General features: G+C 62.8%; 19 protein-coding genes. 13 read left to right on the forward strand and 6 right to left on the reverse strand.

The window, feature by feature from the left end; translation table 11 throughout:
* Positions 1-28: 28 nt before the first annotated feature.
* A complete protein-coding gene (locus NKI32_RS09365) occupies positions 29-502 on the reverse strand; it encodes an SRPBCC family protein (RefSeq protein ID WP_023754908.1) in 474 nt (157 codons plus the stop codon).
* Positions 499-813 carry an ArsR/SmtB family transcription factor gene (locus tag NKI32_RS09370; protein WP_023712387.1) on the reverse strand — a complete coding sequence of 105 codons (315 nt, stop codon included), beginning with the start codon at positions 811-813 and terminating at the stop codon, positions 499-501. Before NKI32_RS09370 ends, NKI32_RS09365 begins: the two co-directional genes overlap by 4 nt.
* Before the next feature lie 132 nt (positions 814-945).
* Here NKI32_RS09370 and NKI32_RS09375 point away from each other — a divergent pair, with 132 nt between their 5' ends.
* The 4 genes from NKI32_RS09375 (at position 946) to NKI32_RS09390 (ending at position 2976) form a co-directional block, all read left to right on the forward strand.
* Entirely contained in the window at positions 946-1347 is a 402-nt protein-coding gene (locus NKI32_RS09375; protein WP_353002535.1) for an ABC transporter ATP-binding protein, read from the forward strand.
* Between the two features lie 210 nt (positions 1348-1557).
* On the forward strand, positions 1558-2091 hold the full coding sequence (gene ssb / locus NKI32_RS09380; RefSeq protein WP_023684633.1) for a single-stranded DNA-binding protein: 534 nt from the start codon (positions 1558-1560) through the stop codon (positions 2089-2091).
* A 37-nt stretch (positions 2092-2128) separates the two neighbouring features.
* Positions 2129-2527: a DUF2306 domain-containing protein gene (locus NKI32_RS09385; protein ID WP_023726685.1), complete on the forward strand. Its 399-nt coding sequence runs from the start codon at positions 2129-2131 to the stop codon at positions 2525-2527.
* 23 nt (positions 2528-2550) lie between these two features.
* The gene (locus NKI32_RS09390; protein WP_023700789.1) at positions 2551-2976 is read left to right on the forward strand and encodes an OsmC family protein; all 426 of its coding nucleotides are present in this window, start codon (positions 2551-2553) and stop codon (positions 2974-2976) included.
* 66 nt (positions 2977-3042) lie between these two features.
* On the opposite strand, the gene NKI32_RS09395 is transcribed toward NKI32_RS09390, so the two are convergent.
* From NKI32_RS09395 to NKI32_RS09405, 3 genes are all read right to left on the reverse strand, one after another.
* The gene (locus NKI32_RS09395; RefSeq protein WP_023670949.1) at positions 3043-3672 is read right to left on the reverse strand and encodes a MarC family protein; all 630 of its coding nucleotides are present in this window, start codon (positions 3670-3672) and stop codon (positions 3043-3045) included.
* A 106-nt stretch (positions 3673-3778) separates the two neighbouring features.
* Entirely contained in the window at positions 3779-4156 is a 378-nt protein-coding gene (locus NKI32_RS09400; protein ID WP_353002536.1) for a VOC family protein, read from the reverse strand.
* Positions 4157-4189: 33 nt separating this feature from the next.
* Complete coding sequence (locus tag NKI32_RS09405) at positions 4190-4726, reverse strand: hypothetical protein (RefSeq protein WP_353002537.1); 537 nt, start codon at positions 4724-4726, stop codon at positions 4190-4192.
* Between the two features lie 87 nt (positions 4727-4813).
* Between NKI32_RS09405 and NKI32_RS09410 the strand changes: the two genes are divergently transcribed.
* Entirely contained in the window at positions 4814-5665 is an 852-nt protein-coding gene (locus NKI32_RS09410) for a helix-turn-helix transcriptional regulator (RefSeq protein WP_353002538.1), read from the forward strand.
* A 223-nt stretch (positions 5666-5888) separates the two neighbouring features.
* A complete protein-coding gene (gyrA, locus tag NKI32_RS09415) occupies positions 5889-8678 on the forward strand; it encodes a DNA gyrase subunit A (protein ID WP_353002539.1) in 2790 nt (929 codons plus the stop codon).
* Between the two features lie 55 nt (positions 8679-8733).
* On the opposite strand, the gene NKI32_RS09420 is transcribed toward gyrA, so the two are convergent.
* Positions 8734-8880, reverse strand: coding sequence for a hypothetical protein (locus tag NKI32_RS09420; protein ID WP_023670953.1), 147 nt, complete (start codon positions 8878-8880; stop codon positions 8734-8736).
* Positions 8881-9074: 194 nt separating this feature from the next.
* On the opposite strand from NKI32_RS09420, the gene coaD reads away from it, so the two are divergent.
* The 7 genes from coaD to tgt all read left to right on the forward strand — a co-directional run bounded on the left by coaD (position 9075) and on the right by tgt (position 13726).
* Positions 9075-9575 carry a pantetheine-phosphate adenylyltransferase gene (coaD, locus tag NKI32_RS09425; RefSeq protein WP_023670954.1) on the forward strand — a complete coding sequence of 167 codons (501 nt, stop codon included), beginning with the start codon at positions 9075-9077 and terminating at the stop codon, positions 9573-9575.
* Between the two features lie 168 nt (positions 9576-9743).
* Complete coding sequence (locus tag NKI32_RS09430) at positions 9744-10238, forward strand: peptidylprolyl isomerase (protein ID WP_502897932.1); 495 nt, start codon at positions 9744-9746, stop codon at positions 10236-10238.
* Positions 10239-10281: 43 nt separating this feature from the next.
* Positions 10282-10794 (forward strand): peptidylprolyl isomerase, encoded by a 513-nt coding sequence (locus NKI32_RS09435; protein WP_023693397.1) that lies wholly within the window; start codon positions 10282-10284, stop codon positions 10792-10794.
* Between the two features lie 12 nt (positions 10795-10806).
* Entirely contained in the window at positions 10807-11256 is a 450-nt protein-coding gene (locus NKI32_RS09440; RefSeq protein WP_023684639.1) for a DMT family transporter, read from the forward strand.
* Positions 11256-12344, forward strand: coding sequence for a tRNA preQ1(34) S-adenosylmethionine ribosyltransferase-isomerase QueA (queA, locus tag NKI32_RS09445; protein WP_023834129.1), 1089 nt, complete (start codon positions 11256-11258; stop codon positions 12342-12344). The genes NKI32_RS09440 and queA overlap by 1 nt, the downstream gene beginning before the upstream one ends.
* On the forward strand, positions 12334-12603 hold the full coding sequence (locus NKI32_RS09450) for a hypothetical protein (protein ID WP_023684641.1): 270 nt from the start codon (positions 12334-12336) through the stop codon (positions 12601-12603). Before queA ends, NKI32_RS09450 begins: the two co-directional genes overlap by 11 nt.
* Positions 12596-13726: a tRNA guanosine(34) transglycosylase Tgt gene (gene tgt / locus NKI32_RS09455; protein ID WP_023715836.1), complete on the forward strand. Its 1131-nt coding sequence runs from the start codon at positions 12596-12598 to the stop codon at positions 13724-13726. The genes NKI32_RS09450 and tgt overlap by 8 nt, the downstream gene beginning before the upstream one ends.
* Positions 13727-13730: the final 4 nt, after the last annotated feature.

Consider the following 13730-nt stretch of genomic DNA (forward strand, 5'->3'; position numbering starts at 1 on the left):
TCATTGTCTCCGTTTTGATTTTTCCGGTTTAGGCAGCGCGCAGCAACAGGCGCGGCGCGTTGGCGGCGACTGGCGGCTTGGGCTTGTATGCGCGCAGCGAGAGCCGGCAGGCGGCGCCCGCCATCGCCACCGCAGGCGTTGCCGCCGCGGCAAACCCGTCATGAACAATGCGCAAATGCGTGCCACCGGAAACAGTGCGGGCAAGCGTGAAGGTCACGATACTGTCCAGCCCATTGGCATCGCCGGTTTCAGAACGCTCGCGCCAGGAATAGCGCAGCAGGCGCCCCGGTTCGGCATCGAGCACTTCGCACTCGATCGGCTTCTCAGGCCCGGCAAAGGCAAAGCGGCTGCCGGTTTCCGGCTTGATGTCGTTCGGCATCATCCATTCCGCCAAAAGCTCCGGCACGGTCAGCGCCCGCCACACTTTTTCCGGTGCGTCCGGCAGATCGCATTCGAAGGCGAGGGCATCCTTGGCGGTCTGCGTCTGCTTTTCGTCGGTCATTGGTCCATGTCCTTCAAAACGGCCTTCAGTCTTTCGATGCGCTCCGGCCAGAATGCGCGGTAGCGTTCGATCCAGCCGAGCAGCGGCTCGAGCCCTTGCGGATCGGCGCGATAGTAGGCATTGCGGCCGGCCCGCCTTTCGCTGACCAGGCCGGCGCCGCGCAGCACGGCAAGGTGCTGCGACACCGCCGGCTGCGACACGCTCATGCCGGTGCGCAACTCCGAAACGCTCATCTCGCCGGAAGTCAGCCGCTCATAGACGGCGCGTCGCGTCGGGTCGGCCAGGGCGCGAAAAATCTGTGCTTCGATCATGGCAAAAGCATAAGTCAATACTTATCGATTTGGCAAGGGGTGTTTTGAATGCCCCGTATTGATTGGATCCTGCCGGGCCTCTAATCCATGGGGAACAAGATGGGCCGATCATCGCGAGGCAGGAGTAGTATTATGAATTCCAACGTCGATCTTTCGTCCGCCGAGAACCTCAACGAGGCTCTGAGGCTCTATCGCCGCCTCGTCCTCGGTATAGGCGCCATCGCCGTCATCGGTTTCGTGGCCGTGATCTTGTTGGCCAAGCTGGGTACGGCGCTATCGCCGCCATACGGGATTTACATCTTCGGCGAAGGATTTGGGACCTGGGGCCTGATCGCGGTGGTAGCGGCGCTCGTCGCTCAGGTGTGGTGGCACGGGCGCGCGATCGGGAAATTGCTGAATGACCCGGCTCTAAAATCTGAACCTGCAGTCGGGCTGATGTCGGCACCAACCGTGATCGCACAGCGCGCCCATGCCATGGGCATGGAGTGGAGCGGCTTTTTCGGTCCGTTGCGACCAGCGAAAAAACGGCGCTGACGACACCGCTTCTCGCCCCTGCGTGTCAGCTAAATCCACGCGCCCGCGTCGGCGATTGCTGCCATTCCTTGACAATCCGTGGTTAACAGTATAGGAACGAAAAGGGAACAAAAACCTTGTGGGAAAAGCCAGCCGCGGCAAGCCAGGATTGTCCGCGGCCTGTAAGGTGAACGACTTGAAATTTGTTTCGGATGAGCGCGGAGAAGTGTCATGGCGGGTAGCGTCAACAAGGTCATTCTGGTCGGTAACCTCGGCGCGGACCCTGAAATCCGCCGCCTGAATTCTGGTGACCCAGTCGTCAACATCCGCATCGCCACGTCGGAAAGCTGGCGCGACAAGAATTCCGGCGAGCGCAAGGAAAAGACCGAATGGCACAACGTGGTCATTTTCAATGACCAGATCGCCAAGGTCGCCGAGCAGTACCTGAAGAAGGGCATGAAGGTTTACGTCGAAGGCCAGCTGCAGACACGCAAATGGCAGGACCAGACCGGCGCCGACAAGTACACGACCGAAGTCGTGTTGCAGAAATTCCGCGGCGAGCTGCAGATGCTCGATTCTCGCGGCGAGGGCGGCGGTCAGGTCGGCAACTATGCCGGCGGCAGCGGCGCGAGCCGTGGCTCGGATTTCGGCCAGTCTGGCCCCAATGAGAGCTTCAACCGCGGCGGCAACAGCGGTGGCGGCGGTTCCAAGGGCGGCGGTGGCGGCGGCTCGTCGCGCGAACTGGACGACGAAATCCCGTTCTGAGCTGACGATAGTCAGCGATATCTGAGGAGAGGGTGCGATGTCGCTCGGACCGCTTCTATCGGCGCGCCCTCCCATTCCATGGCACGCCTTCGCGGCCCTTGCCGCGCTGGCCGTTGGCGCTACGCAACTGGCGCTGCCGAAAGGCACGACGCGTCATCGTGTCGTCGGCTATGCCTGGGCGGCGCTGATGATGGTCGTCGCCATCTCCAGTTTCTGGATCCAGCAGATACGCCTCGTCGGTCCGTTCAGCCCGATCCATCTCTTGTCGATTTTAGTGTTGATCGCCGTGCCGCTGGCGGTCTGGCACGCGCATATGCATCGGGTCGCCAAACATCGCAGGGTCATGATATCGCTGTATGTTTTCGCCCTGATCGGCGCCGGCGTGTTCACGCTGCTGCCGGGGCGGATCATGCACACGGTCGTCTTCGGCCAGTGACGCTTTCTGAAAGGAAGATTGCCGTGAAAGCCCGGATCAAATGGGTCGAGGAGCGCACCTTCGTCGGCGAGTCCGGCAGCGGCCACAAGGTTGTGCTGGGAACCGGCTCCGGGCCGGAAGGCAAGACGCCGGGTCCGAGCCCGATGGAACTGATGCTGATCGGCACCGGCGGCTGCTCGGCCTATGATGTCGTCCACATCCTCGAAAAAGGCCGCGAGGCGATCGAGGACTGTGTTGTCGAACTCGACGCCGACCGAGCCGAAACCGACCCGAAAGTCTTCACCCGCATCCACATGCATTTCATCGTCACGGGCCACGCGGTGTCGCACGACAAGGTCCAGCGCGCCATCAACCTGTCGATCGAGAAATACTGCTCGGCCTCGGCCATGCTGGCCAAGACGGCTGTCATCACCCACGATTTCGAGGTCGTCGATACGGCGGTGGAGTAGGGAGCAGGGAGCAGGGTGCAGGGAGCAGGGAGCAGGGAGCAGGGAGCAGGGAGCAGGGCCTGCCGTTCACCCCGCCATAAGCGCCTTGATGCCATCCGCGACGAACTGAACCGCAAGCGCGGCAAGGATGACGCCGAGCAGGCGGGTCAGGATCGAGCGGCCGGTCTGGCCGAGGATGCGGTCGATGCGCTCCGACAGCACGAACACCAGATAGGTGATGGCAAGACAGACGAAGATGATGCCGACCAGCGCCGCTTGTGCGGCAAAACCCTGGAAAGAGCCCGACAGTAGCACGGTCGCCGAAATCGCACCGGGGCCGGCGATCAGCGGGATCGCCAGCGGGAAGGCCGCGATATTGTGGATCATGTCCTTGGTGATGGCGACGTCGCCGATCTTCTCCTTGCGGTCCTGGCGGCGCTCAAACACCATTTCGAACGCGATGAAGAACAGCAAAAACCCGCCGGCGACGCGGAAAGCCGGCAGCGTGATGCCGAACACCGACAGGATGGACGCCCCGGCCACCGCAAACAGCGCCATCACCAGGAAGCCGATGATCGAGGCGCGCACCGAAACCTGCTGACGTTCCTCGCGGTTCATGCCGCGTGTCACCGCGAGGAAGAGCGGCGCGAGACCTGGCGGGTCGATGGTCACCAGAATGGTGACGAAGGCGTTGAACAGGCTGTCGAAACTCGGCATCGCTGACCCCTCCCGCCGGGACGGACCCCTGCGCCACGATAGTGGTAGAGCAAAGGCTGGCCGGTGGGAACCGTCTGAGATGCCGATACCGGAGACGCCGGCTATGTTAGGCGGCAGCGTTGCAACAGGCCTCCAGGCGATAGCCGTCGGGATCGACGATGAAGGCAGCGTAATAGTCCTCGCCATAGTCGGCGCGCAGGCCCGGCGCGCCATTGTCGCTGCCGCCTGCACGCAAGGCGTCGGCGTGAAAGGCGTCGACGCTCCGCCTGGTCGGCGCGGTAAAGCAGAAATGCAGACCGGACTTCTCGTCCGATGGCACTGGCTGCTCCGCGTCGTTCACCCACAGCGCGATTGCTTGTGCACCATAACCCAGTGAGCCTGGCGACTGGCTGAGGCAGGAATAACCAAGCGGCTTTAGCGCGGCATCGTAGAAGGGCTTCGAAAAATTGGTGTCGCGGACACCGATCGAGACATGGTCAAGCATGTTTTTTCACCTTTTTTGCAATATGTTGCGTCATCAGTCCTGGGCGACGCGGCGCGCCAGGAACTCGACTTCGAGACGCCATGTCTTGCCATCGTCGTGCGAACGCTCGCCGAGCCAGCGGAAGCTGTCTTTGGTGATGCGTGAAAAGCTCCAGCGGACCGAGGAACCAGTGCCGTCGGCGCCGACCTGCACAATCGTGTCGCCTTCGGCGCGACCAAGCTGGCGGCTGTAGTATTGGTTGCGCGGGTCGCTCCAGAAGATGTGCCAGGCATCCGAGCCGGGATCATAGGCCCGCAGCGTTGTGCCATAGAAAGTCCATTTGCCGAGCGAGGGCGAGGGGCCGGCATCCCGCGCGGGCAGGATCCATACATCCTGGATCGCCCTGCCTTCCAGGACCCAGCCGAAATGCACCTCGCCGCGTCCGGTGAGAACCGTGCCGTCCTCGAGATGGCGCGTGGCATCGAATGTCCAGGCGCCGACGAAGCGGCCGTAGAGATCCAGCTTTTCAGCCAGGCCGGGATTGGGGCCGTCGCTGTGGAGCGCTTCGGCAAAGGAGGATGCACCGATCATACTTGCTGCCTTCGTTGTGTCAGGAGGCTGCAAGCGATAGGCCCCGGCAGGGTGTCGCGCTTGGGAAAAATTGCTATCTTTCAAGCCATGACGACGAGCCAACAAAACCTGGCATCGGGGCAGGGTTGGTATGTCTGTGACGTGCTGTGCACGGCCGGCGCCGGCGACCGCCCGTTCGAGGAGGCGCACGACACCTTCTGCGTTGCCGCTGTCACCAGCGGCACCTTCCGCTACCGCACCAGGCAAGGCGCCGCCATGCTGGCGCCGGGCGCGATCCTGCTCGGCAATGTCGGCGCCTGCTATGAATGCGGGCATGAGCATGGCGCCGGCGACCATTGCCTGTCCTTCCACTTCGCTCCGGCCTATCTCGACCGCATCGCCAGCGACGTGCCCGGCGCGAGCAAGCTCGCCTTCGGCGTGCCGCATATGCCGCCCTTGCCGGCGCTGGCATCGCTGCTGGCCGAGGCGGAAGCGGCGCGCGAGATGGTCGACATCGACGCCTTTGAGGAGCTTGGCCTGCGAATTGCCGGCGCAGCACTGGCTGTTGCCGGCGCAGCACTGCCTGTGGCCAGCGATGCGGTGCCGGGCGTCCGACCGCCGAGCCGCCGCGACCAGAAACGGGTTGCCGAGGCGGTGCGGCAGATCGAGCTCAATGCCGGCAGGCCGGTCTCGCTTTCCGAGCTTGCCTGCGCGACGGCGACCAGCCCGTATCATTTCCTGCGCACCTTCCGGCAGGTCGCCGGCATGACGCCCTATCAGTTTCTGCTGAGAACCCGGCTGCACCGCGCGGCGGTGCGGCTACGCATGTCAGGCGATGCCATCTCGGCAATCGCCTTCGAGGCCGGTTTCAACGATTTGTCGACGTTCAACCGCCGTTTCCGGCGCGTCATGGGTGAAACGCCTGGCCACTATCGCTCCCGGCGGGTGGCTACCCGCTGACGCGTCTGTCTGCCTCCAGATACGCTCTTGACTTGGAAAACTGTCCTTCGCAGGCTTTTGCCCCTGGCGGCGGCGAATGCGTTATGGCCAAATCGTCGCAATCAGAGGTATCCATTTGAATTTACCACTGAAATTGTCGTTGGAAAAGCACCACGAATATTGGAGTTTCGGCCGTGCTTCCTATATAAGCGGTCAATGATTCCTGATTAGATTGTGATCCGATTTGACCGACCAAAAACCCCCGCGCGGCGCCGACGGCGGCCCCACCGGCATCGAGCCCATCTCCATCATCGAGGAGATGCAGAGCTCCTACCTCTCTTATGCCATGAGCGTGATCGTCAGCCGTGCGCTGCCCGATGTGCGCGACGGCCTGAAGCCGGTGCACCGCCGCATTCTCTATGCGGCGCATGAGAGCGGTTACCACTGGAACCGCAAATATGTGAAGTCGGCCCGCCCGGTCGCCGACGTGATGGGTAAATACCATCCGCATGGCGACGCCTCGATCTACGACGCCTTGGTGCGCATGGCGCAGGACTGGTCGCTGCGCGTTCCGCTGATCGACGGGCAGGGTAATTTCGGCTCCATCGACGGCGATCCGCCGGCGGCGATGCGCTACACCGAATCGCGGCTGACCAAGGTCGCACATGAACTCTTGGAGGACATCGACAAGGAAACCGTCGATTTCCAGGAGACTTATGACGCATCCGACACCGAACCGAAGGTGCTGCCGGCCCGCTTCCCCAATCTTCTGGTCAACGGTTCCGGCGGCATCGCCGTCGGCATGGCCACCAACATCCCGCCGCACAATCTGGCCGAGATCTGCAACGGCGCCATCGCCATCATCGACAATCCGGCGATCGATTTGCCGGCGCTGATGGAGATCATTCCGGGTCCCGATTTCCCGACCGGCGGCATCGTGCTCGGCCGTTCCGGCATCTACAGCGCCTATGCGACGGGCCGTGGCTCCATCGTCATGCGCGGCAAGGTCAATGTCGAACAGCGCGGCAACGACCGTGAATCGATCATCATCACGGAAGTCCCGTACCAGGTGAACAAGGCCTCGATGATCGAGAAAATGGCCGAGCTGGTGCGCGACAAGCGCATCGAAGGCATTTCCGACATTCGCGACGAAAGCGACCGCCAGGGCTACCGCGTCGTCATCGAGCTGAAGCGCGACGCTGTCGCCGACGTCATTCTCAACCAGCTTTACCGCTTCACGCCGCTGCAGACCTCCTTCGGCGCCAATATGGTGGCGCTGAACGGCGGCAAGCCGGAATTGATGAACCTGACCGACATGCTGAAGGCGTTTGTCAGCTTCCGCGAAGAGGTGATTAGCCGGCGCACGAAATTCCTGCTGCGCAAGGCGCGCGACCGCGCCCACGTGCTGGTCGGCCTCGCCATAGCCGTCGCCAACATCGACGAAGTGATCAAGCTGATCCGCACCGCGCCCGATCCGCAGACGGCGCGCGAGCAGTTGATGGAGCGGCGCTGGCCCTCCGGGGACGTGGAGTCATTGATTCTGCTTATCGACGATCCGCGCCATCGCATCAACGAGGATGGCACCTACAACCTCTCCGAGGAACAGGCGCGCGCAATCCTCGAACTGCGCCTGCAGCGCCTGACCGCGCTCGGCCGTGACGAAATCGCCGACGAGCTGAACACCATCGGCGACGAGATCAAGGATTACCTCGACATTCTGTCGTCCCGCGCCCGCATCCAACAGATCGTCAAGGACGAGCTTGCCGCCGTGCGCGACGAGTTCGGCACGCCGCGCCGCACCGAGCTCACCGACGGCGGCGCCGACATGGAAGACGAGGACCTGATCCAGCGCGAGGACATGGTCGTCACCGTCAGCCATTCCGGCTACATCAAGCGCGTGCCGTTGTCGCTCTACCGGGCGCAACGCCGCGGCGGCAAGGGCCGCTCCGGTATGTCGACCAAGGAAGAGGATTTCGTCACCCGGCTGTTTGTGGCCAACACGCATACGCCGGTGCTGTTCTTCTCCTCGCGCGGCATCGTCTACAAGGAAAAGGTCTGGCGGCTGCCAATCGGCAATCCGCAGTCGCGCGGCAAGGCGCTGATCAACATGCTGCCGCTGGAGCAGGGCGAGCGCATCACCACCATCATGCCGCTGCCCGAGGACGAGACCAGCTGGGGCGAACTCGACGTCATGTTCGCCACCACGCGCGGCACCGTGCGCCGCAACAAGCTGTCCGAATTCGTCCAGGTCAACCGCAACGGCAAGATCGCCATGAAGCTGGAGGAGGAGGGCGACGAGATCCTCGGCGTCGAGACCTGCACAGACAATGACGATGTGCTTTTGACCGCCAGCTCCGGCCAGTGCATCCGCTTCCGCGTTGGCGATGTGCGCGTCTTCCAGAGCCGCAATTCGGTCGGCGTGCGCGGCATAAGCATGGCCGAGACCGACCGCATCATCTCCATGTCGGTGATCGAGCATGTCGATGCTTCACCGGCGGAACGCTCCGCCTACCTCAAGCGGGCAGCACTGGAGCGGCGGCTTGCCGCCGAGGTGACCGGCGAGGAAGAAGAGATTGCACTCACCAATGAGGAGATTGGCGAGGAGACCGAGCTTTCCGACAGCCGTTACGAAGAGCTCAAGGCGCATGAGCAGTATGTGCTGACGGTGACCGAATATGGCTACGGCAAGCGCTCGTCATCCTACGATTTCCGCCTGACCGGACGCGGCGGCAAGGGCATCCGCGCCACCGACGTGTCGAAGGTGGCCGAGATCGGCCAGCTGGTGGCGACTTTCCCGGTCGGCAATGACGACCAGATCATGCTGGTTTCGGATGGCGGCACGGTCATCCGGGTGCCGGTCAACGGTATCCGTTTCGCCAGCCGCGCCACCAAGGGCGTGACCATCTTCAACACCGCCGAAGGCGAGAAGGTGGTTTCGGTCGAACGGATTTCGGAGCCGCAGGCCGACGAGGATGTCGAAGAGGGTGTCATTGAGGCCGGCGCCGGAGATGCCGTACCGGACAGCACCGAATAGGTTTGAGCAACAACGCCGGCCCGATGGGCCGGCGCAAACAAGAACTAGCAATAAATCAGGGGCGACGGTGGGGCCAGCGAGCGCCGAAACCTTCGAACCGCTTTGTGCGGACACGGACGCGCTCTGCCTCGCTATGCAATCCGAATGCGGTGGCGATCAGCATGGCGACGGTCATTGCGGTGGCGAGCATGTAGATCAGCATGTGCGTGTTCTCCTGCGCCTATCCAACGGTTAGATCGGGTTTTGGTTTCATTTTCCGAAGTGCAAACTAGCGAACGCGGCGTGAAGTCTTCGTGATCAAGGCATTCATCTGTCGTTCATGTCTGCGAAAAGGTTCACGCAGATGTTCCCAATCGCATTTGCCTTCCGCCCAATGCCCCGCTAGAAGCACCTCCCATGACCGATCGCATCGCCCTTTATGCCGGCTCCTTCGACCCGCTGACCAACGGCCATCTCGATGTCCTGAAGGCATCGCTGGCTGTCGCCGACACGGTTTATGCGGCGATCGGCACCCACCCCGGCAAGACGCCGCTGTTTTCCTTCGACGAACGGGTGAAGCTGATCGAGGCCGCGACCAAGGCTGAATTTGGCCGCGACGGCGACCGGATCAAGGTCGTCGCCTTTGACGGGCTGGTCATCGACGCGGCCCGCAAGCATGGCGCCTCGATCATGATCCGCGGCCTGCGCGACGGCACCGATCTCGATTACGAGATGCAGATGGCTGGCATGAACGAGACCATGGCGCCGGAACTGCAGACGGTTTTTCTGCCCGCCAGCCCATCGGTACGCACCATTACTGCCACACTTGTGCGCCAGATAGCCTCGATGGGCGGAGACATCCGTCCCTTCGTACCGGCCGCCGTTGCCGGTGCGCTCACCGCCAAATTCGCGAAATAGTGCATGTCGCCCCAAAGTGGATGCCGGTTTTGGGGCAACGACATGCACCCTAACAAAGACCTTCGGAGATCCCTTATGCAGCTGAAAAAGCTCGCCTCGTTCCTCGTCGTGCTTGCCGGTCTCGCGACCGCATCCGTTTCGGCCTTCGCCGCCGAACCGGAAAACACCATGGTCATCACCTTGAAGAACGGCGACGTCACCATCGCGCTACGCCCCGACCTGGCACCCAAGCATGTCGCGCAGATCAAGGAGCTGGTGCGTGAAGGCGCTTATAACGATGTCGCATTCCACCGGGTCATCAACGGCTTTATGGCGCAGACCGGCGACGTCAAGTTCGGCAACATGAAGAAGGGGTTCAGCCCCGAGGCCGTCGGCACTGGCGGTTCAGACCTGCCCGACCTGCCGGCCGAATTCTCGCAGAGCGAACATTTCAAGCGCGGCACGCTCGGCATGGCCCGCTCGCAGGACCCGAACTCCGCCAATTCGCAGTTCTTCATCATGTTCGCGCCGGCGCCGAACCTCGATGGCCAGTACACCATCGTTGGCAGTGTCGTCAGCGGCATGGAGCTGGTGGACAAGATCAAGAAGGGCGACGAGGCCGACAACGGCACGGTCAGCGAGCCCGACCGCATGATCAAGGTACGCATCGCCGCCGACAAGTAAACCAATCAAATCAATCTGTTTTCTGAGATAAAGGATATACGACATGGCTGAGATCAAGGACCGCGAGAACGCGCTCATCCTGGAAACGACCAAGGGCAAGGTCGTCATCGAACTGTTCCCCGATTTGGCTCCCGGCCACGTCGCCCGCATCAAGGAACTGGCCCGCGAAGGCGCCTATGACGGCGTGGTCTTCCACCGCGTCATCGAAGGCTTCATGGCGCAGACCGGCGACGTGAAGTTCGGCAATTCGTCGAAGCCGACCTTCGCGCCTTCGCGTGCGGGCATGGGCGGCTCGGAAAAGCCGGACCTGAAGGCTGAGTTCTCCAACGCCAACCATGGCCGCGGCACCTGCTCGATGGCCCGTTCGCAGAACCCGAACTCGGCCAATTCGCAGTTCTTCATCTGCTTCGACGATGCCGCTTTCCTCAACCGCCAGTACACGGTCTGGGGCCAGGTCATCGAAGGCATGGACAATGTCGACAAGATCAAGCGCGGCGAGCCGGTGGTCGATCCCGACAAGATCGTGTCGCTGAAGGTCGCGGCCGACGTCAGGTAAGGACAAACGAAGATGATGGGCTTGGTCTGGTCGCTGCTCGGCATCCTGTCAGGCGCCTTCATCGCCGTCCAGGCGCCGATCAACTCGCAGCTGGCGCGCGGCCTGGGACTCCCGGTCGCGGCTGCTGCGTTTTCGTTCCTGTCGGGCGCGATCGTGCTTGGTATCATCTCCATTGCCGTTGTGCGGCTGCAGGACATCTCGCTCGACTGGAAGGCGCCGGCGCCTTGGCTGTTCATCGCCGGCGGCATGCTCGGCGGTTTCTATGTTACCCTGTCAACCATTCTTACGCCGCGCATTGGTGCAGCCGCGTTGATGGCGTTCCTGGTTGCCGGCCAGTTGCTGGCCGGCATGCTGATCGATCGCGTCGGCTTTCTCGGCGTGGCGGTGCGCGAGATTTCGCTCGGCCGCATCGCCGGCGCGGTGCTGCTGTTGGCCGGAGCGCTGCTCGTCCGGCTCTACTGATGCGCGTCGATCTCTTCGACTTCGACCTGCCGGAGGAGCGCATCGCGCTGCGCCCGGCCGAGCCGCGCGACAGCGCCAGAATGCTGGTGGTCAGGCCAGGCGAAGACTTTGCGGACCGCGCGGTGCGCGACCTTCCGTCCTTGCTCAGAACGGGCGACGTGCTGGTCTTCAACGACACCAAGGTCATTCCTGCCCAGTTGAGAGGCATCAGGCGGCGCGGCGAAGCGCAGGCGCAGGTCGACGCCACGCTGCATATGCGCATGGCGCCGGACCGCTGGCTGGCCTTCATGCGGCCGGGCAAGCGCATCGCCGCCGGCGACCGCATCCATTTCGGCCATGACGGCAATTCCTGTTTTCTCGGCCAACTCGACGCCACGGTGATCGAGAAGGGCGACGCCGGCGAGGCGTTGCTCGGCTTCGACCTCTCCGGCCCATTTCTCGACGAAGCGCTGCGCGCCGTCGGCCACATCCCGCTGCCCCCCTATATCGCCTCCAAGCGCGACGACGACGCACGCGACCTGACGGATTACCAGACAATCTATGCCAAGGAGGAGGGCGCAGTCGCTGCCCCCACCGCAGGCCTGCATTTTACGCCGGAGCTGTTTGCCGCGCTGGATGCAAAAGGCATCGAACGCCGCTTCGTCACCTTGCATGTCGGCGCCGGCACCTTCCTGCCGGTCAAGGCGGACGACACCGCTGACCACAAGATGCATGCCGAGACCGGCTCGGTCAGCGAAGCAACAGCCGACGCTCTGAATGGCGCCAAGGCGCGGGGCGGGCGCATCATCGCTGTCGGCACGACCTCGCTGCGCCTGCTGGAGAGCGCGGCACGGCCTGATGGCTCGCTGACCGCCTGGTCCGGCCCGACCGACATCTTCATCACGCCGGGCTATCGGTTCAAGACCGCCGACCTGCTGATGACGAATTTCCATCTGCCGCGTTCGACGCTGTTCATGCTGGTTTCGGCCTTCAGCGGCCTAGATACGATGCGTGCGGCCTATGCTCATGCCATCGGGAACGATTACAGGTTCTATTCCTACGGAGATGCAAGCCTGCTTTATCGAGCGGAGATGAGCGATGGACGATGACCTGCAGGCCTTTGATCGCGAAAGCCTGATCGCCGAAGTGAAGAAATTGCGTGCCGGCATTCGCCAGCACCGAGATTCTACCGGCCATGATTTATGCTGGCATCATCCCAACCTGTGGGACCTGCTGCCGGAAAAGACCGATCCATCGATTGCCGTGCCGCCATGGCCGAAATTCATGCGCGGCTGCATCCAATACCGCCAGTCGCTCGACAGGCAGGCGCCAGGCGCGCCTGTCCATGACAAGGAATTCAATGGCTGAGACATTCACCTTCAAGATCCTCGCCACCGACGGCAAGGCGCGGCGCGGTTCCATCACCATGCCGCGCGGCGAAATCCGCACGCCGGCCTTCATGCCGGTCGGCACCGGCGGCACGGTCAAGGCCATGTATATGGACCAGGTGCGCGGCGTCGGCGCCGACGTCATTCTGGGCAATACCTATCATCTTATGCTGCGGCCAGGCGCCGAGCGCGTGGCGCGGCTTGGCGGCCTGCATGAGTTCGCCCGCTGGCCACAGCCGATCCTGACCGACAGTGGGGGTTTTCAGGTCATGTCGCTGTCGAAGCTCAGAAAATTGACCGAGAAGGGCGTCACCTTTCGCTCGCACATTGACGGCGCTGCCTACGAGATGTCGCCGGAGCGCTCGATCGAGATCCAGGGCCTGCTCGATTCCGACATCCAGATGCAGCTCGACGAATGCACAGCGCTGCCGGCCGACCTCAAGCAGATCGAGCGCGCGATGGAGCTGTCGCTGCGCTGGGCCGAGCGCTGCAAGACAGCGTTCGGCGACCAGCCCGGCAAGGCCATGTTCGGCATCGTCCAGGGTGGCGACAACGCAGCACTCAGGGTGCGCTCGGCGCAGGCGCTGAGCGCGATGGAGCTGAAGGGCTATGCCGTCGGCGGCCTGGCCGTCGGCGAGCCGCAAGCGGTGATGCTGGATATGCTGGAGATCACCTGTCCGGAATTGCCTGACAACAAGCCTCGATATCTCATGGGCGTCGGCACGCCGGACGACATCGTGAAATCGGTGGCGCGCGGCATCGACATGTTCGACTGCGTGATGCCGACCCGCGCCGGCCGCCATGGCCTGGCCTATACCAGGCGCGGCAAGGTCAATCTCAGGAATGCCCGCCATGCGGACGATCCGCGGCCGCTGGACGAGGAGAGTGACTGCCCGGCGGCACGCGACTATTCACGCGCCTATCTGCATCATCTCGTGCGCTCGCAGGAGGCGCTGGGCGCGATGCTTCTGACCTGGAACAACCTGTCTTACTATCAGAAGCTGATGCAGGACATTCGCGCCGCGATCGAGGCAAAGGCCTTCGAGGCGCACACATCAGACATTTCAGAGGGATGGGCGAGGGGCGATATTCCGGTGCTATAAGCAC

The organism is Mesorhizobium sp. M0761 (assembly GCF_040320205.1).
In the GTDB taxonomy this organism is placed as follows: Bacteria; Pseudomonadota; Alphaproteobacteria; order Rhizobiales; family Rhizobiaceae; genus Mesorhizobium.

What these genes read in the sequence shown, in the direction of transcription:
- NKI32_RS09395 (WP_023670949.1), bottom strand. Translation starts at nt 3,672, where the DNA reads ATGCCGAGTTTCGACAGCCTGTTCAACGCCTTCGTCACCATTCTGGTG.
- NKI32_RS09405 (WP_353002537.1), bottom strand. Translation starts at nt 4,726, where the DNA reads ATGATCGGTGCATCCTCCTTTGCCGAAGCGCTCCACAGCGACGGCCCC.
- coaD (WP_023670954.1), top strand. Translation starts at nt 9,075, where the DNA reads ATGACCGATCGCATCGCCCTTTATGCCGGCTCCTTCGACCCGCTGACC.
- NKI32_RS09365 (WP_023754908.1), bottom strand. Translation starts at nt 502, where the DNA reads ATGACCGACGAAAAGCAGACGCAGACCGCCAAGGATGCCCTCGCCTTC.
- tgt (WP_023715836.1), top strand. Translation starts at nt 12,596, where the DNA reads ATGGCTGAGACATTCACCTTCAAGATCCTCGCCACCGACGGCAAGGCG.
- ssb (WP_023684633.1), top strand. Translation starts at nt 1,558, where the DNA reads ATGGCGGGTAGCGTCAACAAGGTCATTCTGGTCGGTAACCTCGGCGCG.
- NKI32_RS09370 (WP_023712387.1), bottom strand. Translation starts at nt 813, where the DNA reads ATGATCGAAGCACAGATTTTTCGCGCCCTGGCCGACCCGACGCGACGC.
- NKI32_RS09375 (WP_353002535.1), top strand. Translation starts at nt 946, where the DNA reads ATGAATTCCAACGTCGATCTTTCGTCCGCCGAGAACCTCAACGAGGCT.
- NKI32_RS09410 (WP_353002538.1), top strand. Translation starts at nt 4,814, where the DNA reads ATGACGACGAGCCAACAAAACCTGGCATCGGGGCAGGGTTGGTATGTC.
- NKI32_RS09440 (WP_023684639.1), top strand. Translation starts at nt 10,807, where the DNA reads ATGATGGGCTTGGTCTGGTCGCTGCTCGGCATCCTGTCAGGCGCCTTC.
- queA (WP_023834129.1), top strand. Translation starts at nt 11,256, where the DNA reads ATGCGCGTCGATCTCTTCGACTTCGACCTGCCGGAGGAGCGCATCGCG.
- NKI32_RS09420 (WP_023670953.1), bottom strand. Translation starts at nt 8,880, where the DNA reads ATGCTGATCTACATGCTCGCCACCGCAATGACCGTCGCCATGCTGATC.
- NKI32_RS09430 (WP_502897932.1), top strand. Translation starts at nt 9,744, where the DNA reads ATGGTCATCACCTTGAAGAACGGCGACGTCACCATCGCGCTACGCCCC.
- NKI32_RS09400 (WP_353002536.1), bottom strand. Translation starts at nt 4,156, where the DNA reads ATGCTTGACCATGTCTCGATCGGTGTCCGCGACACCAATTTTTCGAAG.
- NKI32_RS09435 (WP_023693397.1), top strand. Translation starts at nt 10,282, where the DNA reads ATGGCTGAGATCAAGGACCGCGAGAACGCGCTCATCCTGGAAACGACC.
- NKI32_RS09385 (WP_023726685.1), top strand. Translation starts at nt 2,129, where the DNA reads ATGTCGCTCGGACCGCTTCTATCGGCGCGCCCTCCCATTCCATGGCAC.
- NKI32_RS09450 (WP_023684641.1), top strand. Translation starts at nt 12,334, where the DNA reads ATGGACGATGACCTGCAGGCCTTTGATCGCGAAAGCCTGATCGCCGAA.